Source organism: Nitratireductor sp. ZSWI3, assembly GCF_024655565.1.
In the GTDB taxonomy this organism is placed as follows: domain Bacteria; phylum Pseudomonadota; class Alphaproteobacteria; order Rhizobiales; family Rhizobiaceae; genus Nitratireductor.
This window is the reverse complement of the sequence record NZ_JANKOF010000004.1, coordinates 19021-42406: the sequence shown is the minus strand read 5'-3', so window position 1 is coordinate 42406 and position 23386 is coordinate 19021. Positions and strand designations below refer to the sequence as shown.

Genomic DNA, 23386 nt, shown 5'->3' with positions numbered 1-23386 from the left:
TGCTTCCGGTCACGCGAGGCTCCTGCCGAATACGGAGTCCGAGAGATAGTCCGGAACATCTCACTCAAAGGAAAACCAGGAATGCTGACCCTCATCGAAGATAGATTCACACGTTTCATGGCCGAGGATGACGGCCTGCCAGTCGTCATGCTCAATCTGCTCCGGTTCCGGCCTGACGGGGGGCGGGAGCGATATGCCGCATATCTTGAGGTCGCCGGTCCGCTTGTTGCCAAGTACGGTGCGGAAATCGTTTACGTAGGAGAAGGCCTGCCAGCCCTTTCCGCCGAAAGTGGTCAAGCCTGGGACGCCGTGGCGTTGGTCCGTTATCCCAACCGCCGCGCTTTCGCTGACATGGTGCAGGACAGCGACTACCGGGAAAAGGCCGCCCCTCTGAGAGAGGCATCCCTTGCGGAGGCTGTTCTTCAGCCGACGCGAGGGCAAGGCTGAGACAAAGCCAGCCATCGCGACGAACAATGCGTAAGGACATGGACTGCGAAAGCGGCGGGCGATATTCCCGGCAGGACGGGCCGAAACAGCCCCTCCTGCCGGGCCCGTTTCAGAACTGCCAGTTGGCCGGTACCCAGGCGTAGCCTGTGTCGGTGCGCAGGATGTGCCCGAGTCCGGGGAATGGGAAGTGGAAGCCCAGCACCAGCATCCGCTCGGCGGCGGCACGGTCGAATATCCGCTGGCGGGAGGCGGCGGCGGTCTCCTTGTCCCGATCCGGGCCAGGGCGCCATGGCTCGTTGATGTTGACCACAGGGTGATAGGCGAGATCAGAGGTCAGCAGCAGCTGGTCATCGCCCGAGTGGATGAGGAACGCGGCCATTCCGGGGGTGTGTCCCTCTGCGGGAAGGGTCGCGAGGCCTGGTAGCACTTCGGCCCCAGCCTGGTACAGCTCGACGTCCTGCGCGTAGGGCTCGACGCTGGCCTTGATGTTCGCGCCGAACCGGTCGCGGAAATCCTGTGGCACGGGCATGTAGGACAGATCGGGGTCGGATTCGATGAAGAAGGCCCAGTCCGGCTGTGGCACCATCACTGTGGCGCGCGGGAAGGCACGGGAACCGTCCGCTGCGCGCAGATTGCCGACATGGTCGGGGTGCGTGTGGGAGATAACGATGACGTCGATATCCTCGGCCGTCAGGCCCATGGCCTTCAGGTGCCGGAAAAGGCGGCCCCCGTCGGGTCCCATCGTCGGGCCGGCCCCTGCCTCGAGCAAGACACGGCGCCCGCCGATCTCAAGCAGCAGCGTGTTGAGGTTCAGGGTCATGCGATCCGTGGGGAGGAAGGCCCTGCGCAGGACCTCTTCCAACTCGGTTTCGGGGGCGTTGCCGGCATAGACAGCCGGCGGCCCGCCGATGTTCCCGTCCGAGACGACCGTGGCGGCGATGTCGCCGACGTGGAAGCGATAGATGCCGCTGTTCCAATTCGCCTGCTCCGCGACATCTCCCGCGCGGGCACGAGGAACCGCACCGGGCACCAGCAACGCGCCTGAGGCGCCGGCGGCGGCTGTCAGCATGATCCTGCGTCGATTGATCGTGAGCATGGTGATCCTTTCTTGTTTCTACGGTTAGAAGCACGGCCATTCGGTTCAGGAGGATAGATGACATCGGCGCGCCGTTGATATAACCCGGACAGAGTTGAGCAAGCTGTTCGGAAAAAGCGATCAATGGCCCCTGTTCGTCTGGATCATCTCGAAACCTTCGCCCTCGTGGTGCGCGCGGGCGGGTTTCGCGCTGCAGCGCGGGAACGCGGCGTGGCCTCTTCGGTCATCAGCCAGACCGTCGCGACGTTGGAGCGGGCCGTCGGCCTGCGCCTCCTGAACCGGACCACGCGCAGCATGGCGCCGACGGAGGCGGGGACGCGGCTGCTCTCCCGGCTTGACCCCGCCCTGGCCGACATCCGCCTCGCGCTGGCCGAGATCGACCAGCTGCGCGACCGACCGTCAGGGACGCTGCGCATCAATGCACCCGCGCCCGCCGTGGACCATGTGCTTTGTCCGCTGGCCTTCGCCTTCATGGCCGAATACCCGGATGTGAACGTCGAGTTCGTCAGCGACGCGGCCATCGTCGACATCGTCGCAGAAGGCTATGACGCCGGGGTGCGGTTCGGCGAACATCTGGCGCAGGACATGATCGCGGTGCCGCTGGGGCAGCCGCTGCGCTATGCGATCGTGGCCGCGCCGGAGTATCTTGCCGAGAACGGCAAGCCCGGGGCGCCGGCCGACCTTGTGGGGCACACCTGCATCCGGCGCCGTTATCCCGGAGGCACCATTGCCGAGTGGCATTTCGAGAAGGGCGGCAAGGTGGTGGAGATCGAACCCCGGGGACGCCTCACGCTCAATTCCGCGCATCAGGAGCTTCAGGCGGCTCTGGCCGGGCAGGGGATCGCCCATGTCTTCGAGGATTACGCCCGGGCGTCGATCGACCAAGGGCGGCTGGTCGAGGTTCTGGCGGACTGGAGCCCACGTCTGCCGAGTTGGTATCTGTACTACCCCAACCGTCGGCACAGCAGCGCGGCGATGCAGGCGTTCCTGGGATTCGTCCGTCGCTCCAACAGGCCAACGGCCGCGCACACAGGTCCATGACGAGGCTCTCACCCTGTCTCACCACCATCCCCGACTGATGCGGGCTGGCTCGCTGCACGTCAAGATACGGGCGCGCCTCCGGCCGACTGGGCGACGTCGTCGCGCGGGTCTCTGAATCGCCGGACATGATCCACCAGCGCCCGCAGTTTGGGGGGCATGTTGCGGCGCTGTGGGAAGTACAGGAAAAAGCCCGGAAAGGCGGGAAGGAACGCGTCCAGCAGAGGAACGAGCGAGCCGTTGTCGAAATGCTCCTGCAGGCACTCTTCGGGGGCGAAGGTGATCCCGGCGCCCGCAAGGGCCATCCGGATCATGAGGCGCAGGTCGTTCGTGGTGAATCCGGGATTCACTGCCACGTCGAACGGCTGATCGTTCTCGACGAATTCCCAGCGGTGCGGGGCAAGTTCCGGCGCGCGGCGCCAGCCGATGCAGGGGTGGTCAACCAGCTCGCGCGGATGGGCCGGGACGCCGTGTCGGGCCAGATATGCCGGGGAGGCAGCGGCGCGTTCCTGCTGGTCTCCGCCGACCGGCACCGCGATCATGTCTTTCTCGATGACCTCGCCCAGCCGGACGCCGGCATCGAAGCCATGGGCGACGATGTCGAATTCCTCGTCCGTCACCGTCACATCCACCGTCACCTCCGGGTGGCTCCGCACGAACCCTGCCAGGAGCGGGCCCGAGAGGAATGGCTCGGCGATCGAGGTGGCCGTCAGCTTGAGGTGTCCGCGCGGTACGTCCCGTGCCTGGGCGGTTTCCAGCGCCCCGCCGATTTCGGTCAGCGGTGCCTGCAGCGCAGCGACAAGAGCCGCGCCCGCCTCGGTCAGGTGGACCGAGCGGGTGGTGCGCAGGACGAGAGCGGTTCGTAGCTGGTCTTCAAGCCGCCGGATGGACTGGCTGACAGCAGAGCGCGTGACTCCCATCCGGTCGGCGGCGGCGCGGAAATTCCGCTCCTCGGCGACGGCGAGCAGAAGCGGGAGAAGGTTGAGATCCATGACAATTGTCCAGCTTCGCTAACCATAGCATCAACGCAGAAGGGGCTACAAGCGACAGCCAACCGCCGCCACCTTCTCGTCAGACGCAAGACAGGGCGAAACGAAGGAGTTGCACATGGACAAGGTCATTCTCATCACCGGCGCCTCGAGCGGCATCGGGGAGGGTATCGCACGCGCCCTCGGGGCCGCCGGTGCAAAGCTGCTGCTCGGCGCAAGGCGCACAGACCGGCTTGCCGCGATTGCCGCGGACATCAGGGCCGACGGCGGCACTGCCGAGTTCCGCGCGCTCGACGTGACCAGCCGCGATGAGTTTGCCGCCTTTGCCGCCACCGCCCTCGATCTCTGGGGCCGCATCGACGTGCTTGTCAACAACGCGGGTGTGATGCCGCTGTCGCCGATGTCGGCAGGCAAGCAGGACGAGTGGGAGCGCATGGTGGACGTGAACGTCAAGGGCGTGCTCTGGGGCATCGGCGCCGTGCTTCCGGTGATGGACCGTCAAAACGCCGGCCAGATCATCAACATCGCATCCATCGGCGCGCTGCACGCGGTGCCGACGGCGGCGGTCTATTGCGGTACGAAATTCGCGGTGCGGGCGATCTCGGACGGGTTGCGGCAGGAAAGTCCTCATATCCGGGTGACCTGCGTGAACCCGGGTGTCGTCGAGAGCGAACTGGCGCAGACGATCACGCATGAAGAGACGATGGCCTTCATGGATGAGTATCGCGCCATCGCCCTTCAGCCCACCGATATCGGCCGGCTTGTGCACCATGTCATCGAGAGCCCGAAAAATGTCGGCGTGAACGAGATCACCGTACGCCCGCAGGGTCAGCAGGGATGAACCACGCAGGCCTCCCAACATCCAGTACCTCAACCAGAAGGAGAAACACCTTGAGAAAATCCATCCGTAAGAGCGCCATTCGATCCATGCTGCTCGCCGGCGCCTTCGCTGTTCTGGCAGCCCCGGCGATGGCCAATCAATCGGGCACGGCTGCACGAAATGAGGCCCTCGTGCGCGAGGCTTTCGACAGATGGGCGGCGGGCGGCAGCGTCTTCGACGCTTTGCTCGCGCCGGACGTGCGCTGGACCATTCATGGCTCCGGCCCGGTGGCGGGCACCTATGAAAGCCGCGACAGCTTTGTGGAGGATGCCTCCTTGCCGCTGGTCAGCCGCCTGTCCTCGCCGGTTGTGCCCGACGTCCACGCCATCTGGGCGGTGGAGGACACGGTGATCGTCCGCTTCGATGGCGCCGCGACCACCACCTCCGGCGCGGCCTACGAAAATCAGTTCGTCTGGATCTTCCGGATCGAAGACGGGCTGGTCGTGGAAGCCGAGGCCTTTCTCGATCTGGAGGCCTATCAGGAGGTCGTCGAGAACAACGAGCCGGTCACGGAGTAACCCGACAAGGCGGCGCATTTGAAGAACGCGCCCCTTCCCACCCCCTTCAGTTGAAAGAGATCAAGATGCAGAAAACTTTTGCCTCCGCCGTTGCCCTGGCCCTTCTGGGGCAGCCTTCCGGCGCAGCTTCGGACAGCGCCCGGGCCGATCACCCCTATGTCGGAATGTGGCACACCGACGACAACAGGGTTCGCCATGAACTCTTGCCGAACGGTCGCTACGACGAAGCGCGCGGAACGCGCGAGAGCGCCTACCAGGGGCGCTACGAAGTGGACGGGAATTATATCCAGTACTGGGATGACACCGGCTTCACCGCCGATGGCACCTTTGTCGATGAGAACACGCTGCACCACGGGGGCATGATCCTCCGGCGGCAGGAATAGGGCCTCACCTGCGACGCTGCGGCCGCGCCGAGGAAGCTGACCGCAGCGTCCTGCACCGGAGTCGCGATGCCGGCATGGAGTGAGCCGAGCGCGCCCACCAAGGCGAAGCCCCCAAATCTGTGCGACATCGGGGCATTGCTGTCCCCAACTGTCACACTTGCACGCGCGCCTCAGACATTGGCGGCGAGACGAAGAGAAGAGGCCAAGCGTTGGCGGTTCCAGACGAGCTTACCGACATAGAGTTCGTTGTTGAGGATGCCGTTGCCTCGCTTGACGTTGCCGAACAGCGTGCTCGGTCCCATCCTTTGCCGCGCGGGCCGGGGATGCCTTCGGCATTCAATTCCTGGGCAATGCGGCGTGGTGATTTGCCGACGGCGTAGTCCTGGAAGATGCGCCGGACGATAGAAGCCTCGGCGGGGTCCACCTTGCGTTCGCCGCGGATAGGCTCGCCATCGGCGGTCGCCTGGCGCATAACCCGATAGCCGTAGCTGTTGCCTCCGCCGGACTTGCCTTCCTCCACCCGCCGGCGCAGGCCGCGGCGTGTCTTATCGGCAAGGTCCTTGAGATAGAGAGCACCCATCGTCCCTTGAGGCCAATATGCAGTTCGCTGATATCGCCTTCGGATAGCGTGACGATGCGCACACCGGCGAAAGTCAGGCGTTTGTAGACGCCTGCGATATCTTCCTGGTCACGGGAAATGCGATCGAGCGATTCCGCGAGCACGATATCGAAGCGGCGCTCTTGGGCGTCATGCAGCAGTGCCTGAATTCCCGGGCGGAGGAGGCTCGCGCCAGAAATCGACCGATCACTATAGCTGTCGGCAATCCGCCAGCCCTCGCGCTCGGCTCGTTCGCGGGTCAAATCCTCGAAGTATCAGGATTTCGAGTCTGAATCCTTTTCTGCAGCCAAGCAAGACTCCGCATGGTGCTGTCTTGCAGCCATGCGCGCCAAAGCATGCACTATGTTCCTCAGTTTGCTCGCGGTGCGCTGCTCGAAGTCGGATCCCTCGTCCCCTGAATCGTTCGATACTCTGGTAGATGCCTTCTTACGTGTCATCCACTCTTCAAAGCAGCGATTGTCGTCTGCAAACAGTGGTACGCAGCCATCGTGAGCCAAGAGTCAGTCAGCCGGGATAGCGATTGTCGGCCTGCCTTGGCTCTACCAAGCTTTAAGCTCTCTAACGATCAGCTCAGCATTAAGCGACATTGACGGCAAGTGACGTGCGCACGTGAATGTACCCATTCATAGGCGAGCCTTGTTCACGTTGTGAAGTGCTCCCGTCCGGCCCCAGCCGGTCATAGCTTCGTCGGCAATGAACAAATTCCTGGATGCCTCGTTAACCCTCACAGATCTTCATCTCATCGCCTTCGTCTGAATCATACTCAAAAAACGCTGCCCAGCTCGCCGCAGATCCCTAACAGCCGCCAGGCTCAGAACCCATGATTTTGACAGATTTCGGGCGGTCGCCCCTTGGTGTTGTTGATCTTCCATGGGCTCTCGGCGGTATATCCTCGCTTCAACATTCAACGATGGACGACACTCAGGGTTGGAATCTGATCGGAGTCTTTGCAGTCAAAATGCTATAATTGTAAGAACAGGCTTTGTGCCAGCTGTGCTGTACCTTCGTGACGTGGGGTTGGAGCAAAATGGAACTGACAGCACGGAGAATGGATGTCCCGCCCGGAGGCGGCTCCTTTTCGCTGCCGCGCCTTGCCGTCGGGGTATTCCTGGTGGGGCAGGATACGCACAGGGTTGCCGTTGGTTCGGATCGGAAGCGGCTCGTCCCATTGCCTGAACTTGCCGGCTGGGTTCTCCCGCCTGGCATTTCCGGCGTCTGTGAATTTGATGAGGCACATTCCTATCTCACTGTCGAGTTTGCCAACTCCCTCTTGCACGACGTCGGCTATGATAGTCGTCGTCACTTCGAACCGGCATTCGGTCATCTCGACCCGCTTCTTGTACAGCTTGTTCATCGTGCAGTCCTGGAGCGGGAGGGGGCTTCGACGCTTTACCGCGAGACGATGGACCTGGCGCTGGCGGCGCACCTCACGCGACTGGTTCAACCAATTGAGGCGTCCATCAGCGCAATCGACGATGTGCGCCTGCGCCGTGCCGTTGGCTATTTGCAGGACAATTTGGCGAGCGATCTTTCCCTCGAGGCGCTGGCTGCGGAGGCGGCCATGAGCCGTTTCCATTTTGCTCGGGCATTCCGGACGACCTTCGGTCAATCTCCACTTCAATATGTCATTCGCCAGAGGATCGAACGCGCAAAGATCCTCCTCGTGACGACACGCGTCCCGATTGCCGAGGTAGCAGCGCGAGTGGGCTATCAGGATGTGTCTCGTTTCGGCCGGCACTTCAAGCGGCAAGTCGGCGTAACCCCAGGAGCGTTTCGCAAGCATTAGTCCCTTTCTCATGCGGCTTGTGGAATCCACCTCGCCGAGGCCCTTTGCTCACTGCGTTCCAACTTCCGCAAGAATGACCGAAAAGTCGCCAATATTTGCAGCGGCGCCGATCAGATAGCGCAGTCATACTCCCGCTCAATCAAATCCGAATGAGAGGAGTTGGCCATGGGAAAAGCGCTGGTCTTGTCGGCACTCGCCGCCGTCTTGATGACTTCCGCCGCACATTCAACTGATGTACGCACCCGTCAGGTGTCGTTTGAAAGTGACGGGGAGACGCTGGTTGGAACCCTGTATGTTCCTGCTGAAGCGTCCGCAAGTGCGAAGCTGCCGGGCATATTGGTGACGGGGTCATGGACCTCGGTCAAGGAGCAGATGCCGGGGCTTTATGCAAGAGAAATGGCCGAGCGCGGCTTTGCCGCACTGGCCTTCGATTTTCGTGGCTGGGGCGAGTCGGAAGGTGATGTTCGCTTCAAAGAAGATCCGGCGGCAAAGACCGCTGACATTATGGCTGCTGCTGAGTACATGACCACTCTGCCGGAGATCGATTCGGAAAGGATCGGTGGGCTCGGGATTTGTGCATCGGCGGGTTACATGGCAGATGCGGCTGCGAGTCACGCGACGTTGAAGAGCGTATCTCTTGTCGCGCCGTGGCTTCACAATGCCGAGATCGTCGAGCAGGTGTATGGAGGTGCCGATGGCGTCGCCAATCTCATCGAGACCTCGCGCGAAGCCGAAGCTGCGGAGGCAAACGGTGACGCGCAGATTATCGTGGCGGCAAGCACGACGGACGAAACTTCGCTGATGTACCAGGTGCCATATTACACCGAGACCGATCGCGGTTTGATCCCGCAATATGACAACAAGTTCAATCTTGCGTCCTGGGAACCGTGGCTGACCTATGATTCCGTCGTCATTGGCGGGCACCTGCGAAAGCCGACACTCGTTGTGCATTCCGAGGCGGCGGCGGTGCCACAGGGAGCGCATGCGTTCTTGGAGTTGCTCGGCTCTGCCGCGTCTGAGCTATGGCTCGACAATGTCAGCCAGTTCGATTTCTACGATCAACCCGACCCCGTGAAGCGGGCCGCCGATGCAGCGGCAGACCATTTTGGACGCACTCTCAATCCCGGCGGGTAGGTCGAGCAGACCGGCAACGCAGCAACCGGAGACAAATCATGAAGACGGCTATTCTCTTATCCGCCAGCACGATCCTTATGGGGGCCGCAATGGCAAAGGCCGAGGTCGTCGATATTCGGGATCGGCAAGCGATCGTCGAAACAATCACAGACATCGCGGCCGGTGCAGATCGGCACCAATGGGACCGTGTTCAGGGCGCCTTTGCCGAGACGGTAACGCTTGACTATACGAGCCTTTGGGGCGGAGAGCCGACACGTCAATCCCGCGACGAGGTGATCGCGCAGTGGTCGTCCTTTCTGCCGGGATTCGATCAGACACTACATTTGGTAACCAATCACACGATCATCGAGTACACCGGCGAATCGGCAATCGCGGAGGCGGACTTTCAAGCGGCGCACAGCATCGAAGATCAAAATTGGGTGCTCCTGGGGCACTACCGATACGAACTCGTGAAAGTCGAGGGTGACTGGAAGGTGAGGCGTCTGATCATGACCCGAACCCACGAGATGGGAGATCGTGGATTGGTAGAGAAAGCCGCCGAGCGGACCCGATCAGGTAACTGATTTCTAGCAATTCGGAGGCTGCTACGAGGCATCGACGCGGATCTTGGAAATGTGAATGAAATAGAGCAGCGCGCCGGAACGACCTATTGGGAGAGTCTGGAACGACTCTCCCACCCGAGGCGACCCGCTGCGGACATTGCCAGTGCCCAAGAACGGCGGCAATGACGTCCATCAATTCGGAGAAGCATCTATCGACGCCACAGCTTTCGTTCGGGTCCAACGGTTCATTGAAGAAAACTTGCCGATCGGCCCGGTACCCTCGGTCCCGGAGATTCGTCTGCACCGCGCAACCCCGAAGAGCGGGCTGTGGCGACTTGCTGAAAGGGACGAGAATTTCGGCACCCCGTATTGGGCGTATGACTGGGGTGGTGGTCTCGCACTTGCGCGCCACGTTTTGGATAATCCGAAACTTGTCGTCGGCCGACGAATACTCGATCTGGGCGCCGGCTCGGGGATCGTCGGCATTGCAGCGATGAAGGCGGGTGCAATGGAAACAATCGCCGCTGACACCGACCCCTACGCCATGACAGCGATAGACCTAAACGCCGCGGCCAATGGCGTTACAGTCGTGCCCTCCCTGGGAGACCTGACGGCATCATCGCCCCCAGTGGTTGACCTTGTGTTGGTCGGCGACCTCTTCTACGATCAGGATGTTGCGGAGCGTGTCACTATCTTTCTGGAACGATGCCTTGAAGCCGACATCAAGGTCTTGATTGGCGATCCATGGCGTGCCTTTTTGCCTCGCACGCGGCTTCAACTGCTTGCCGAATACTCGGGACCGGATTTCGGGGCGATTAACCGGGTTGGGCCGCAAAAGAACGCAGTCTTTTTATTCGAACCTGAGTCTCAGCGTGGTTCATAGTCACAGACCTGTTGAAGGTCTGCAGCACACAACAGTGAGATTCCCGAGCCACGCCGATGTTCTTCTGCGCAGGCCCATTTGTCGGAACATATATTTGAGAACCGAGCTCTACAATATCCGCCATACGCGGTGGCACTGCCCGACGGCGCCTCTTCGCTTTTCGTCAGGCGATGAGCTGGTCGCTCCCGACGTCAGTCCTCTATCCAGGCACTCTCAAAATGCTGCTCCAATGCCTGATGTTGCTCGCACCCGTGTACGCCCGGCCGGAAGGACCGATACACGGAACGCCAATAGGGTTGGATGATAATGCCGGAATCGCGCAGTTTCCGCTCGATCTTCGCCATCAGGTCGCGCCGCTCCTCGACATCGGGTGTCGCCACCGCCTTGTCCAGCAGATCGTCGAACTCCTGGTCGGAATATGCGCTTTCATTCCATGCCGCGCCCGTCCTGTAGGCCAAGCTTAGAACCTGAACGCCGAGCGGTCTTCCAAGCCACTCGGTGCAGGAAAACGGAAACTTGTTCCAGTCATTCCAGAAAGTCGAGGCCGGCAGCACAGTGCGTTTCACGCTCAGACCGGCTTCGCGCATCTGCGCGGCGATCGCATCGGCAGTGAGCCTGTAAAAATCATCGTCGGCCGAGATCAGCTCGAATTCGAATTTGCTTTGCCCCGCTTCGCTCAACAGCGCCTTCGATGCCGCGACGTCACGGATGTGCGGCCCGACATCGGCATATTCCTGATGGATCGGCGAGACGTGATGGTTCTCCGCCACGGATCCACGGCCGTCGATCGCCAGTGTCAGGATTGCGCCGTTATCGACCGCAAGCTGGGCGGCACGGCGCACCCGCACGTCGTCATAGGGCGGGTTCATGACGTTGAATCTGGCCACGACGGTGTTGGCCGTCTGGATCTCGGAGTTCGACAGACCGACGGCTTCCGCCTGCAAGAGAAGATCGGCGGAAGTTTCATGATTGGTGTCGACCTCTTCGGATTCGAAAGCCGAAAACATCGTGTTCGGATCCGCTCCATAGTCGACCCATATGATGCCGTCGAGCAGGAAGTCGCCCTTCCACCAGGCCGTCGGCTTGCGCCGGACCTCGGCACGCGTGCTGCCTTCCCATGCGACCAACTCGCAAGGCCCGGTCGTGATCGCCAATGCGTCGAGGGGATCCGTGCTGCCGTCATAGCTGCGGTGCATGATGAGGCATGGATAGTCCGTGAAACCAGCGATCAGAGACACATCCGGATAAGCCAGGTTGAGCTTGATCGTGTGGTCGTCAACCTGCTCGATGGCGTCTGAGCGGGCACGGTTCGTGTCGGGATCGATCAAAGACCGCAGACGCGATGCAACCGAATTGCCGGGCGCGGAAGCGTCACACCAGCGGACAAGATTATGCACCACATCACCAGCATCGAACGCGTCGCCGTTTGACCACTCGATGCCCGGTCTGACCTTAAGGGTAAGCTGTCGTGCGTCGTCGCTTGCTTCCCACCCCTCGAGAAGCCAGGGCTCGAAGGTGAAGTCCCTGTTCCACCGGACCAGATATTCGTTGCATTGACGCGCAACATTCGACATCTCGACGCCATCGAAGCTACGCGGATCTCTGAAGGGTTTGACCTGCATGGCTACCCGCAGGACGCCTCCCCGTTTCGGTTCCTGCGCACGTGCCGGCGTCGTCGCCATGCCGCCGAGCGCAAGGGAGCCAGCGGTGCTGACACCAAGGCCGGCCATGATCGCCAGATATTCGCGCCGATTCAGGAAACCCTTCCGGAAATCGGACGCAACAGGTTCTGCTTGGGGATGGAGCGACCTGTCGGTTAGCATCAAACTTGGCATGATCGATCCCATTGTCCTTGTATCGGTGAGTGAGACCGGATGAGTTTTCGCCCGGTCCATTCGCTGAAGCGATGTTAAGGCCGCTCGGCGAACATAAACGAGCGCTTCTCCGCAAATACTATGCTGAAATCCGCAAATTGGCCCTCGGCAGGCCGGTTGCAACAGGCGGTCAATAAGGCCAGCTACCCTTGGCAAGAGCCGAGGTGTCAGCGAGGATGGCCTCGAATGCTGCCTGGGCGCGGCGGACCGTTCTGCGCGAGCGCAGAAAACTGTGCGTGAGCCTTGGTTCGTTGCGCCAATATGCACGACAGCCAGCTGCGGTCAGCCGCCCTGTATAGTTCCTGCCGTCGTCTGATAGAGGATCACATTCCGCGGTCACGACGACGGTTGGCGGAAGGCGTGAAAAGTCCGAATCCTGAAGGGGCCAAAGAGTGGGATCCTGATGGTTCATCACCCCGCCGGTGCGGATGCTGCGATACACGGCGAGATCGGCCAAGGACAGGAGAGGCGCGTGGGCGTGTTCCAAATAGGAGCCGCTTCCGGCTTGCCCGCCAAGATCGGGGTAGATCAGGACCTGTCCCAGAAGATGTCGGTCGCCACGGGCTGCATGGGCAACCGCGGCCGCAAGGTTGCCGCCCGCACTTTCGCCGCACAACAGGATGGCAACGTCTTGATCGCCCAGCCACCGGTAGGCGGCAACAGCATCGCGGAACGAAGCGGGATGAAGGCTTTCCGGCGCCAGCCGGTAGTCGACGGAAATTACCGCAAGTCCCGCGCCGGCGCAGATCTCGGCGCAAATGTCATCGTGGCTGTCGAGGCCACCGAACGTGAACCCACCGCCATGGAAGTAAAGTACCACGACCGACGAGGATCCATCGGGTATAAAGTAGCGGCGCATGCGAACCGGACCGTCCGCCGACGGTATGGCAATGTCCATTGCACGAACCCCGGAGGGGCGATCGGCATGGAAGGCCCTGCACATCGCGTCGTAGACTTTACGTTGCTCATCGACGGGTCTGTCCAGAATGTCGGGCGGGAACCAGCGTTCCACGTCATGGATGTAGTCCCAGGTCTCCCGGTCCAGCATGGCCTGGTATTTGCCGCGCTCCATAGGCATGGCGTACGCGTCTAGAGTTCCGCAAAGAGGGTTGACGCATTGTGGTAGGTGAAGCGCAGCGGCGTTGAGCCCTCCACCATCCAGACGTTAACTGCCGATCCGTCCAGCAGCCTGCAGGCGCCGATCGTATCGGTGACAGCGCCGCCGTAGAGTCGGTTGGCGAGATTGAGCATGGCGGTCTCATGCATTGCCTGCGTGCCGCTGCCGCAAGCGTCCTTGACCAGTAGCACCCTGAAACCGGCGCGGATCGCGTCCTTGACCGTCGCGTCGATGCAGGCCTCCGTCCAGACGCCCGCCACGAGCACCCACTCGACGCCTCTTTGCCGGAGCTCACCGGCCGGAGACGCTGCGCCGAAAGCGCTCGCCTCGGTCTTGGTGAGCAGCCGCTCTCCCTTTGTCGGCGCAACTTCGGGACAGACTTCTGTCCACGGATGGCCGTTGTTGCTGAAGATGGCGGTGCCGTCAGGCATCTTCGGGTGAAATGTGTCGTTCGCATCGGTCGGGTCGACCACATAGGCGAAATGATAGAGCATCACGCCGTTGCGCCGCGCGGCTTCCTGGATCATCCGGACATTTGCCAAAATGGCATCGAAGCGATCGACCAGATAGCGACTGTCCTGACGGTGCTCTTCCTGCAGGTCGACAAAAACGGCCGCGATCTTGCGGCGGTCAATCGCGATGGGGGCTTTCATGAGCTTCAGCTCTCGAGGAACTCGTCTTCATATGGGAAGCGCGACAGAAGCTCGGTGCCTGTCTCGGTGATCAGGATCTCGTCTTCCAGCTTGACGCCTTCACGGCCGCCCTTCTCGCCGATATAGCTTTCGACGGAAACCACCATGCCTGGCTGCATGACACCCTCGCGCCCATAGGTTTCGTAGTCCATGGCATGGGCGATGAACGGCGTCTCGCCATGCATGCCGACGCCATGCATCACCGACGTATAGCGCTGATCGATAAAGCGATCGGGTATTTTCCAAGCCTTCTCGGCGATCTCGCGAAAGGCCATGCCCGGTTTGACGAGGTCGATATTGTGCTGCACTTGCTCATGAGCCATCTGGTAAAGCGACTTCTGATACGCCGTCGGTTTGCCCGGTCCGCAGCGGAACGTGCGCGAAAAATCGGAATAGTAGCCGTAGCATCCGATCGTATCGGTATCGAGCGCGACCAGTTCGCCCGGCCGCACCTTTCGGCCACTCGCCTCGCTGAACCAGGGATTTGTGCGTTGTCCGGAGGTCAAAAGCCGCGTCTCGATGAACTCGCCGCCTTGTCGGATCACTTCGTGATACATGATGGCAAAAAGTTCGTTTTCCGAGACGCCGGGTTTGATCGCCTCACGGACTGCGGCCACCGCGGCCTCCGCGCCAGCCATGCTCGCCTGCAGGCATTTGACTTCTTCGGGTGTCTTTACGGCGCGCACCGCGAGGATCTCTCCCTGGCAGTCCTTCACATCGGCACCGCGCTTTTCCAGCGCCATGGCCTGCAGATGGCCGCACCGATCAAGGCCGAGCTTCATCGAACCGCCGCCATGTGCCTTGAGAAGGTCGACGATTTCATCGGCAAACGGGCCCGCCGTTTCATCGTCCCGCCCCGAGACGGACGACCAGACCAGTTTCGAGGGCCTCGCCTCATCGACCGTGTCGAGCGCCATGGAAACGTGATAGCTTTGCGGATACTCGAACAGCACGATCGGCCCTTCGGTCGGCACGAAGAAATAGCGCGTCGAGTTGCGTAGGAAATAGCCGAACATGTTGCGCGAACCAGTCGCATAGCGCTGGTTGTAGGGGTCGAAGAGGACAACGGCGCCATAGTCAGCCTCCGCCATCCAGGCGCGCAGCTTTTCCAGTCGCCCCTTTCTCAATCTATCCGCATCGATGAAAGAGGGTTCTGTATCGGAAAGCCACATGCCGCCTGAGGGATCCGCGGCAGCCGGGTGACGCATGCGGTCTTTGAAATCCACGTCCTCGGTGCTGTCGGGATCGAAAACAACAATGCTCATATGCGCCTCCTTTCCCGCGACCATGCTCCATCGTGGAGGGCGATGTTGCGTAGGAATCCGCAAAAATTATGCGATATTCAGCGCGCTGGATGAAGGGGGAATCAGTGCTTGCGTGTTTGCCGGGGTGTATGGCCATACGCATCCTTGAACGCCCGTGCGAAGCTCGACATGTTCTGAAAGCCGCAGGCGAGTGCCACCTCCCTGACCGTGATGGAAGAATGGGCAAGCAGATCCGCTGCCCGCTTCAACCGAAGCCGGCGATAATAGGAATTCGGCGAGACCCCGAGTTCCGCCCGGAATGCACGCTCCAGGCGATCAGCGGATACCTTCAGGCGCGCGGCCAGCCGAGACATCGCCAGCCGCTCTTCGACCTCTTCTTCCATGATTGCGATGGCTGAAAGAACGAGTTCATCCCGCACACCGGTGCGTAGGCGCACCGGCATCAGTTGCCGATCGACGCTTGAGCGCAGTGGGCTGTGCACGAACCACTCCGCGACGCCGGACGCCAGTTCAGTGCCGAAGTCGCGGCCTATGATATCCAGCATCATGTCGAGACTGCCAACGCCGCCGGCGGACGTAAACCGTTTGCGGTCGATGACGTAAAGATCCCGCCTGAGTTCCACATCGGGAAATGCTTCAGCGAATGACGATTGGCTCGTCCAGTGCAATGTACAGGCGTGCCCGGCCAGGAAGCCCGCCCGCGCCAGGAAGAAGGCGCCGTCGGCGACGGCGCCGAGTTCGGCACCAGCGCGCAAGCTCCTGCGAATCCAATGCACCGCTTCATCGGCCGTGACGTGATCGGCATCGCCGCCGGAGCAGACGACGATCCGGTCGGCCCTGGGGTTGTTGCCAGCATACTCGTCAGGGCTGATGGTGACACCGTTCGAGGCCCGCACGGGTCCCGGGCTCGCCCCGACCACCGTCCATTCGTAGCACTTTCGCTTCGCAAGCACGTTCGCGGCCCTGAGCGGCTCTATGACGGAACCGAAGGCCATCATCGGAAAGCCCGGAAATGCCAGAATGGCATAGGTGATCGGTCTGACCTGCGACATCATCCCTTGCTCTTTGCTGTCGATCGAACCTCATTGGCTCCATGCAAAGCCGAGCCCCACTCCTTCGTCCCGGGCATTGGAGCGCGCCTGGAAAGCCCCCGAGCAGCTCATCGACGATCTATTCGCTTATCTGGCGAAAGTCGAATAATGGGCAGGCATGCCATTTTGAATCGGCAGGGCGGAGCTTCGATCGACCTGCCGATTCAGCCGCTTTGCGCGATTGGCCTTTGCCCGGTTACCGCGTCACGATCGTATGCACGCCTACGGGAAGCCGGACGCTTTCACCCGAGGGAACGAGTCTCGGTTGGCCCTCGGTTTGCAGGCTCCAGATTTCGACAGCGCCGCCGAGTGGTGCTTCTTCGTTTCGATACCGATTCACACCGGCATAAAGGCGGCTTCCCTTCCGATCGAACGCAAGACCCTGTGGGAGCACGGCGGGAAAGGGCCATTCTCCATGCGGGATCAGGCGTCCCGTTTCATTGTTGAGCTCATAGAGGCTGAGCGATGCTTCCTCCGTCCAGTCTCTGGATCCGTCCGGCTTTCCGGTGCCTCGGAGATTGGATGTGACCAGGAAGCGTCCGTCCGGGCTGAACGCGATCGTTTCCGCTCCCCAACCACTCAGCGCGATATGCGGGACCGTATGCCTTGCCGCATCGCCAGTGGCGCCGACTGTCGCCAGTTTGACGGTTGTCAGGATACCTTCCTGCACTCCGTAGAATCCGTCGGTATCAATGCCCCACTGGAGGTCCGACGTGATGTAGTATCGACCATCCGGCGAGAACTTTCCCATGAATGGAAACTTGCTGGTCTGGACGCGATTGCCCCACGGGCGGATGTCCGAGACGGTTCCGCTCCGATCGCGCACCACTTCGTAGAACGCCACTTGGTTGCGATCCACCAGATTGACTGCAATGTATCGACCGCTTGGGTGCCATTGCACCCAGGTGGACCTGAGCGGGATAAATCCAGTTGAAGGTTCCAGGTTGAGACCGAAGCTTGACACTTTGCCGAACTGCCCGCCGGTAACCGGCACGAAGGCCAGTTCCCGGTCGTTGTCCACCGTTATGGCAACGATTAGATCGCCTTCAGGGCTGAGGTGGATTGCTTGAGGTTGGGTGCCGATCTGCACGGTGTCGACCAAGGCCGGGCCATCTCGTTGGAGCCTGATCGATCGAATCGCGTTTCCCTGAGGCAACTGGTCAAGCCGAACCGCGCCTTCAGGTCGTTGGCCGAACGTTTCGGCGACGAAAGCGAAGCGGCCGTCCTGGGATACCGCGAGGGCGCCGGGCGGGCCGTAGGTGGAATTCGACACCGGGACCCCTGTCGCTGATGGTGATCCGTCGTCGGCCAATGTCACGATGGAAAGGGTATCCGTCTGCCGGGTCTCCAAAGGACCCAGTTCGCCTGTTTCATAAACGGTCGGAACCATGTCGGTGTCTGAAAGCACGAGAATGGCTTCAGTTCCGGTGCCGGAGTCCTCTGCGTGCAACAGCGTCGGCATCATACACATCGCCAGCGCCATCAAGCTTGTACGTGTTCGCATGCGTCTGTCTCCCTTGATGCGGCTGCCGTTCTTTCATTAGAGGCGGAATTCGTCTAATCGATATTGGACATCTGGTTATTTCCCATAGAAATAAAGACACCTCTAGGACAATCCGTCATGAACCTAGCTGCGATCGATCTGAACCTGCTTGTTGCGTTTGACGCTCTGCTCGCTGAAGGCAGTGTGAGTGGTGCCGCAGCGCGGATCGGCCTCAGTCAGCCCGCAATGAGCAAGCGGTTGGCTCATCTGCGGCAACTGTTTTCAGATGACTTGTTCGTGCGCTCCGCAGATGGCGTCCGTCCCACGGAGAAGGCTTTGGACCTTGCCGATCCGATAAGGGCGGCGCTGCGTCAGATCGAAGACGCGCTCGGGGGCATGGGAAAATTCTCCCCGAAGCTATCAGGCCGGGTTTTCAGGATCGGCACAACCGACCACGTCGCGGCAACGTTGATGCCCGGTTTGATGGCAATGTTGCGTTCAATCGCACCCAAGACATCGATCATCGTCAGAAACCTGCATCGACAGGAGATCGTTGAGCAACTCGAGAAGGGATCGGTTGACCTCGCAATCACGATTCTCCCGGATGCACCGACAACCATCAAGCGCGCACCGCTTTTTCACGTCGATTGGGTTTCGATTGTCTCGTCGAGCCATCCGGAGATACGTGATGAACTGACGCTGGAGCTATTTCTCAAGTACCCGCACCTTCTGATTACGCATGTGGGCGATCTGAAGGGCTATATTGATCGGATGCTCGATGACCGGGGCTTGAAACGGACCGTGGTGATGAGCCTGCCCTACGCACTGGCCGTGCCCGCTATCATTGCTCGGACCGATCTCATCTGTACCTGCTCGGCGAATATCCTCGATATGGCTCCCTGGCCTGGCATTCGATCCTATCCGGTGCCGTTAGAGTATTCCGGCTACGAAGAAACGATATTGTGGCATCGTCGAAACGACAGCGATCCCGCTCATAGCTGGCTCAGAGCCACTTTGCGGGACGTAAGTTCACAATTGGCGATATGATTGCCGTCGGCGCCGATGAGTTGGCAGTCAGGTGCTTCACCAGATGGCGCCTACCGAGGCTCCAAGGAAGGGTTCAAGCGCTTCGACACGCCCATCATGCAATCGATGAATGCGCGAAGCTTCGGGAGCGCCTGCGCGCGGCTTGGATAGTAGAGGAACAAGCCAGGTGAAGTGCTGCGAAAACGATCGAGTACCGTCTTCAGCGCGCCTCGTTCCAGATATGGCGCCACGATGGGCTCCGCGCTGTAGATCAAACCGGTTCCACGCAGGGCGGCCGACAATTGCACGCTGGTGTCGTTGACGATGAGCGGCCCGTCCACCGCAATCTCGAATTCCCGGCTGCCCTCCTGAAACTCCCAGCGATATATGCCCGTTTTTGCTCCGCGGAAGCGGATGCATTGATGCAGGCGCAGATCCTCCGGTCGCGCGGGTGTGCCATGCTTGTCGAAATAACTTGGCGCTCCGGCAACGCAAAACTGAAACGGCGGGGACAGGCGAACGGCAGTCATGTCGGTTGCGAGATACTCTCCGAGCCTTACCCCGGCGTCGAAGCCTTCGGCGACAATGTCGGTGAATCCGTCATCGGCAAATATCTCGACTTGCACATCCGGATGGGCCTTTGCAAACTCGTCGAGAATGGGGTCCAGCAGAAACGGGATCACACCGCGCGGCATGTTGAGCCTAAGCAATCCCGACGGGTGGCCGACAAAGGCCTGAACAGTCTCGAAAGCCTTTTCAAGGCCGTCGAGTGAGGGGCGAAGCTGCTCCAGAAACACGCTTCCCGCCTCCGTAAGACCCACGCTGCGCGTCGTCCGCGACAACAGCGCCGTGCCCAGGCTTGTCTCGAGCGCCTTGATCGTCTGGCTCAATGCAGAGGGTGATACCCCGAGCTCGGTAGCGGCTGCACGGAAGCTGCGTCGCTCTGCCACCTCCAGAAATGCGACCGCACCGTCCAGGAGACGGCCCTGAATTGTGAATTGTTGCTTCATAGTCTGTGAAGATTAAGGTGAATTGTTAGAACAATCAACGCCCGATATGCTGCCGGCGACGCTTCGGAAACTGCGGTGGTGCGGCAATGCGGATCGATTTCCAGATCAATGGCGATGACATTTCCATCGAGGTGGATCCTGCCAAACCGCTCCTGTGGGTCTTACGCGAAGATCTCGGGCTCACCGGCACGAAATATGGCTGCGGCGTTGCGGCCTGCGGGGCCTGCACCGTCCACCTCGACGGTGAGGCGAAACGGTGCTGCGTCCTGCCGGCCGAGGCGGTCGCCGGTCGCGCCGTCACGACCATCGAGGGGCTCGCGGCGAAAGGCGAACCGCATCGCGTGCAGCAAGCCTGGATCGACGCGCGCGTGCCGCAATGCGGTTACTGCCAGTCGGGAATGATCATGGCTGCGGCGAGCCTGCTTGCGAAAACGGCCAACCCGACCGATGCCGAGATCGACGCGGCGATCACCAACATCTGCCGCTGCGGTACCTATCCGCGGGTCCGTGCGGCCATCCGCGCCCTTTCTGAAGCGGTGTAGGGGGCAAGCCTATGCGTCGCAGGTCATTCCTCATCGGCTCGGCCGTCATCGCCGGCGGGCTTGCCGTGGGCTACCGTGCATGGTCGCAAAGCTTCGAGCGGAACGCGGTCGACCTTGTTGCGGGCGAGGGCGAGCACCTCCTTGCCGGGTGGATCAGGATCGGCACGGACGATACCGTGACGGTCCAGATTCCGCATGTCGACATGGGGCAGGGGATCTATACCGCGCTCGCCATGATGGCGGCAGAAGAGCTCGACGCCGACTGGTCGACGGTAAGGGCCGAGCGGGCGCCGGGCGAGAAGGCGTTCGCAAACCGGTTCCTGGCGCGCGGTTGGGTCACGCAAGGCTTCGACGTTCCGCGTTTCGCGGACCGCATCACCGACATGGTCTTCACCGAGGCGGCGCGGTTCGTCAATTTGCAGATCACCGGCGGATCGACGGCCGTGCGCTTCACCGGACAAGCCGGCATGCGCGTCGTCGCCGCCGCCTCCCGGCAGATGCTGGTCGAGGCCGCGGCACGGCGCTGGGGCGTTGCGCCACGACAACTGACGGTCAGGGACGGCGTCGTGACCGATCCCTCGAGCGGGCAAACGGCGCGCTTCGGAACGCTCGCCGAGGAAGCTGCACGCCTCTCCGTGCCATCCAATCCACGGCTCAAGAAGCGCTCCGAGTGGCGGCTGGTCGGCACCTCGCCGCTCAGGTTCGACATCCCCGCCAAGACCGACGGGACGTTCGGTTACGGTATCGATCTGCAGCTCCCCGACATGCTGCATGCCGCCGTCCGTGCAGCACCCGTCCATGGCGGCAGGCTGCTCGGCGTCGACACGGAGCCAGCGAAGGCTCTCCCGGGCGTGGAGCGCGTCGTTCCACTTGAACGGGCGGTCGCGGTGGTGGCCGCGAGCTGGTGGCAGGCCAGCCGGGCGCTCGATCTCCTGGAACCGGAGTTCTCCGCCGACGGCATCACGATCTCCACTCAAGCAGATCTGGAGCGCGCGCAGGATGAAGCGCTCGAGTCGACCGAGGGAGAGACCGTCGTCACGCTCGGCAATGCATCGGAAGCGTTCCCCTCGGCCGATGCGTCTCGCCGCTTCGATGCGACCTATCGCGTGCCCTATCTTCACCACGCCGCCATGGAGCCGATCAACGCCACCATGCAGTTCGCCGATGGCGTCCTGACCTTCTGGGGCGGCGAGCAGGATGCACTCGGCACCAAGGCACGGCTTCTCGAGCTTTCCGGTCTCGCCGCGAGCAAGGTGGTGGTCCACGGGCTTCCCGCCGGCGGCTCCTTCGGCCGCCGCATTGCGCCCTCTGCCGACTATCTCGATCACCTCGTGCCGATTGCCCGTGCGATGGCGCCGCGACCGGTGAAGCTTATTCTCAGCCGCGAGGAGGAGTTCACCCACGGCGCCTACCGCCCGGCGCTTGCGGCACAAATGACCGCCGCGCTCGATGCGGACGGCATGCCGACTGCGTGGATGCAACGCTACCTCAACGGTCCGACCCGGAACGAGGCGTTCCACATTCCCTATTCGATCCCCAGCCAGGAAATCGCCTCGATCGACTTTGCCACCCATGTACAGACGGGCACCTGGCGCTCCGTCGCCCATACGCAGCATGCCTTCTGGACGGAATCTTTCATCGATGAATTGGCCCATGCGTCGGGGAGGGATCCCCTCGATTATCGCCGCATGCTGTTGCCTGAGGGTTCGCGCGCGCGCCGAGTCTTGGAAATTGCGGCCGAACGAGCGGGCTGGGGCGAGGCGCTCCCGCCCGGTTCCGGTCGCGGTATCGCGCTCGCCGAAAGCTACGGTACCTGGGTGGCGGAGGTGGTCGAGGTTTCGCTCGGCGAAGACAGCATGCCACGCATCCACCGCGTGGTGGCGGCAGTCGACTGCGGTGGGCTCGTGCACCCCGATACCGCGCTCCAGCAGGTGGAGGGCGGCATCATCATGGGGCTGAGTGCCGCGCTTCGCGAGAAGATCACGCTCGAGGACGGTGCCGTGGCGCAAACCAACTTCCCGGACTATCCCGTGCTTCGGCTGCCGGAAACTCCGAAGATCGAGGTGCACTTTCTTGAGAGCGACGGCCCCTGGGGCGGCCTCGGCGAGCCGGGCGTGCCGCCGGCGGCACCCGCGCTGGCCAACGCGCTTTTCGCCGCGACAGGCCGGCGCATCCGGCGTCTGCCAATCATCGACGCCCTGTCCGGCGAAGGGGGAAGGGCGTGACGACAGGTGCAATCGCTGATGCCGCGCAGTTCTTTCGGGCCTGGCTGTCGGACCCTCTTCGGGTCGCCTCCGTCATCCCCTCGAGCGTGGCCCTGGCCGAGGCGATAACCGCCGAGATCTCGCCAGCAACGGCTCCCGTGATCGAACTCGGTGCGGGTACCGGCGTGTTCACGCACGCCATCATCGCCAGCGGCGTACCGGAGGAGCAACTGGCGCTCGTGGAACTTGGCAGCGACTTCGTCCGGCTGCTGCAGTCCCGTTTTCCGGTCGCAAGGATTATGCAGATCGATGCGACACGCCTCAAGGATATCGAGCCGTTCGGGGGGATTCCGGCTGGCGCCGTCGTCAGCGGACTGCCGCTCCTTTCCATGAAACCGAGAAAGGTCATGGCCATCCTGGACGGTGCCTTTCGGCACCTCAGGCCGGATGGTGCCTTCTACCAGTTCACTTACGGGCCGCGCTGCCCCGTCTCGCGCGTCCTGCTGGATCGCCTCGGACTCAAGGCCACCCGCATCGGCGGGGTTCTCGCGAATGTTCCGCCGGCGGCGGTCTATCGAATCCGCCGGCGTCCTGATCGCTCGGCCAGGGCCACACACGCAAGCCGAAACGGGGGCACCGGGTGTCCGCTGGCTTGATTTGCCCGAATCGTGGCACCGGAAACCGATAGCTGAGTGGCGCGGCTTCCTCATAATCGCGGGTCTTTAGACGCCGTGCCTCGACAATCGAGAAAACGTAAGGTCGTGTCA

Annotated in this window: 23 protein-coding genes and 1 pseudogene; 13 read left to right on the top strand and 11 right to left on the bottom strand. The window is 61.7% G+C overall.

Features of this window, described 5'->3' with window-relative positions:
- The first annotated feature begins 81 nt into the window (after positions 1-81).
- Positions 82-447 (top strand): DUF1330 domain-containing protein, encoded by a 366-nt coding sequence (locus NUU27_RS02620; protein ID WP_257760492.1) that lies wholly within the window; start codon positions 82-84, stop codon positions 445-447.
- Positions 448-556: 109 nt separating this feature from the next.
- On the opposite strand, the gene NUU27_RS02615 is transcribed toward NUU27_RS02620, so the two are convergent.
- Positions 557-1549 carry an MBL fold metallo-hydrolase gene (locus NUU27_RS02615; protein ID WP_374565394.1) on the bottom strand — a complete coding sequence of 331 codons (993 nt, stop codon included), beginning with the start codon at positions 1547-1549 and terminating at the stop codon, positions 557-559.
- A gap of 117 nt (positions 1550-1666) precedes the next feature.
- Here NUU27_RS02615 and NUU27_RS02610 point away from each other — a divergent pair, with 117 nt between their 5' ends.
- Positions 1667-2584 carry a LysR family transcriptional regulator gene (locus NUU27_RS02610; RefSeq protein WP_257760491.1) on the top strand — a complete coding sequence of 306 codons (918 nt, stop codon included), beginning with the start codon at positions 1667-1669 and terminating at the stop codon, positions 2582-2584.
- 59 nt (positions 2585-2643) lie between these two features.
- On the opposite strand, the gene NUU27_RS02605 is transcribed toward NUU27_RS02610, so the two are convergent.
- Positions 2644-3579 carry a LysR family transcriptional regulator gene (locus NUU27_RS02605; protein ID WP_257760567.1) on the bottom strand — a complete coding sequence of 312 codons (936 nt, stop codon included), beginning with the start codon at positions 3577-3579 and terminating at the stop codon, positions 2644-2646.
- 109 nt (positions 3580-3688) lie between these two features.
- Between NUU27_RS02605 and NUU27_RS02600 the strand changes: the two genes are divergently transcribed.
- The 3 genes from NUU27_RS02600 to NUU27_RS02590 all read left to right on the top strand — a co-directional run bounded on the left by NUU27_RS02600 (position 3689) and on the right by NUU27_RS02590 (position 5351).
- A complete protein-coding gene (locus NUU27_RS02600; RefSeq protein ID WP_257760490.1) occupies positions 3689-4411 on the top strand; it encodes an SDR family oxidoreductase in 723 nt (240 codons plus the stop codon).
- An 86-nt stretch (positions 4412-4497) separates the two neighbouring features.
- A complete protein-coding gene (locus tag NUU27_RS02595; RefSeq protein ID WP_374565392.1) occupies positions 4498-4968 on the top strand; it encodes a nuclear transport factor 2 family protein in 471 nt (156 codons plus the stop codon).
- 65 nt (positions 4969-5033) lie between these two features.
- On the top strand, positions 5034-5351 hold the full coding sequence (locus tag NUU27_RS02590; protein WP_257760488.1) for an Atu4866 domain-containing protein: 318 nt from the start codon (positions 5034-5036) through the stop codon (positions 5349-5351).
- A gap of 151 nt (positions 5352-5502) precedes the next feature.
- Here the strand turns inward: NUU27_RS02590 and NUU27_RS25470 are convergent, their stop codons facing one another.
- Positions 5503-5931, bottom strand: a complete 429-nt coding sequence (locus NUU27_RS25470; RefSeq protein WP_308219950.1) for a recombinase family protein — start codon at positions 5929-5931, stop codon at positions 5503-5505.
- A 95-nt stretch (positions 5932-6026) separates the two neighbouring features.
- Positions 6027-6212, bottom strand: a pseudogene (locus tag NUU27_RS25465) (recombinase family protein); the annotation flags it as partial.
- Positions 6213-6997: 785 nt separating this feature from the next.
- Here NUU27_RS25465 and NUU27_RS02580 point away from each other — a divergent pair.
- The 4 genes from NUU27_RS02580 to NUU27_RS02565 all read left to right on the top strand — a co-directional run bounded on the left by NUU27_RS02580 (position 6998) and on the right by NUU27_RS02565 (position 10315).
- Complete coding sequence (locus tag NUU27_RS02580) at positions 6998-7756, top strand: AraC family transcriptional regulator (protein ID WP_257760487.1); 759 nt, start codon at positions 6998-7000, stop codon at positions 7754-7756.
- Positions 7757-7921: 165 nt separating this feature from the next.
- On the top strand, positions 7922-8890 hold the full coding sequence (locus NUU27_RS02575) for an alpha/beta hydrolase (RefSeq protein ID WP_257760486.1): 969 nt from the start codon (positions 7922-7924) through the stop codon (positions 8888-8890).
- 38 nt (positions 8891-8928) lie between these two features.
- On the top strand, positions 8929-9453 hold the full coding sequence (locus tag NUU27_RS02570) for a nuclear transport factor 2 family protein (RefSeq protein WP_257760485.1): 525 nt from the start codon (positions 8929-8931) through the stop codon (positions 9451-9453).
- Positions 9454-9595: 142 nt separating this feature from the next.
- Complete coding sequence (locus NUU27_RS02565; RefSeq protein ID WP_374565356.1) at positions 9596-10315, top strand: methyltransferase; 720 nt, start codon at positions 9596-9598, stop codon at positions 10313-10315.
- A 191-nt stretch (positions 10316-10506) separates the two neighbouring features.
- On the opposite strand, the gene NUU27_RS02560 is transcribed toward NUU27_RS02565, so the two are convergent.
- The 6 genes from NUU27_RS02560 to NUU27_RS02535 form a co-directional block, all read right to left on the bottom strand.
- Positions 10507-12162, bottom strand: coding sequence for an ABC transporter substrate-binding protein (locus tag NUU27_RS02560; RefSeq protein ID WP_257760484.1), 1656 nt, complete (start codon positions 12160-12162; stop codon positions 10507-10509).
- 157 nt (positions 12163-12319) lie between these two features.
- Entirely contained in the window at positions 12320-13267 is a 948-nt protein-coding gene (locus tag NUU27_RS02555) for an alpha/beta hydrolase (protein WP_257760483.1), read from the bottom strand.
- 11 nt (positions 13268-13278) lie between these two features.
- A complete protein-coding gene (locus NUU27_RS02550; protein ID WP_257760482.1) occupies positions 13279-13959 on the bottom strand; it encodes an isochorismatase family protein in 681 nt (226 codons plus the stop codon).
- Positions 13960-13964: 5 nt separating this feature from the next.
- Complete coding sequence (locus NUU27_RS02545; RefSeq protein ID WP_257760481.1) at positions 13965-15263, bottom strand: Xaa-Pro peptidase family protein; 1299 nt, start codon at positions 15261-15263, stop codon at positions 13965-13967.
- A 101-nt stretch (positions 15264-15364) separates the two neighbouring features.
- Positions 15365-16315 (bottom strand): GlxA family transcriptional regulator, encoded by a 951-nt coding sequence (locus NUU27_RS02540; protein ID WP_257760565.1) that lies wholly within the window; start codon positions 16313-16315, stop codon positions 15365-15367.
- A 235-nt stretch (positions 16316-16550) separates the two neighbouring features.
- Positions 16551-17858, bottom strand: a complete 1308-nt coding sequence (locus NUU27_RS02535) for a beta-propeller fold lactonase family protein (RefSeq protein ID WP_257760480.1) — start codon at positions 17856-17858, stop codon at positions 16551-16553.
- A 117-nt stretch (positions 17859-17975) separates the two neighbouring features.
- Between NUU27_RS02535 and NUU27_RS02530 the strand changes: the two genes are divergently transcribed.
- Positions 17976-18884 carry a LysR family transcriptional regulator gene (locus tag NUU27_RS02530; RefSeq protein WP_257760479.1) on the top strand — a complete coding sequence of 303 codons (909 nt, stop codon included), beginning with the start codon at positions 17976-17978 and terminating at the stop codon, positions 18882-18884.
- A 50-nt stretch (positions 18885-18934) separates the two neighbouring features.
- Here NUU27_RS02530 and NUU27_RS02525 read toward each other — a convergent pair whose 3' ends face one another.
- Positions 18935-19873, bottom strand: coding sequence for a LysR family transcriptional regulator (locus NUU27_RS02525; RefSeq protein ID WP_257760478.1), 939 nt, complete (start codon positions 19871-19873; stop codon positions 18935-18937).
- Positions 19874-19959: 86 nt separating this feature from the next.
- Between NUU27_RS02525 and NUU27_RS02520 the strand changes: the two genes are divergently transcribed.
- From NUU27_RS02520 to NUU27_RS02510, 3 genes are read left to right on the top strand one after another with little or no spacing between them, the layout of a single operon-like run.
- Positions 19960-20415, top strand: a complete 456-nt coding sequence (locus NUU27_RS02520; RefSeq protein ID WP_257760477.1) for a (2Fe-2S)-binding protein — start codon at positions 19960-19962, stop codon at positions 20413-20415.
- Positions 20416-20426: 11 nt separating this feature from the next.
- On the top strand, positions 20427-22640 hold the full coding sequence (locus tag NUU27_RS02515; protein WP_257760476.1) for a molybdopterin cofactor-binding domain-containing protein: 2214 nt from the start codon (positions 20427-20429) through the stop codon (positions 22638-22640).
- Complete coding sequence (locus NUU27_RS02510; protein WP_257760475.1) at positions 22637-23275, top strand: class I SAM-dependent methyltransferase; 639 nt, start codon at positions 22637-22639, stop codon at positions 23273-23275. Before NUU27_RS02515 ends, NUU27_RS02510 begins: the two co-directional genes overlap by 4 nt.
- Positions 23276-23386: the final 111 nt, after the last annotated feature.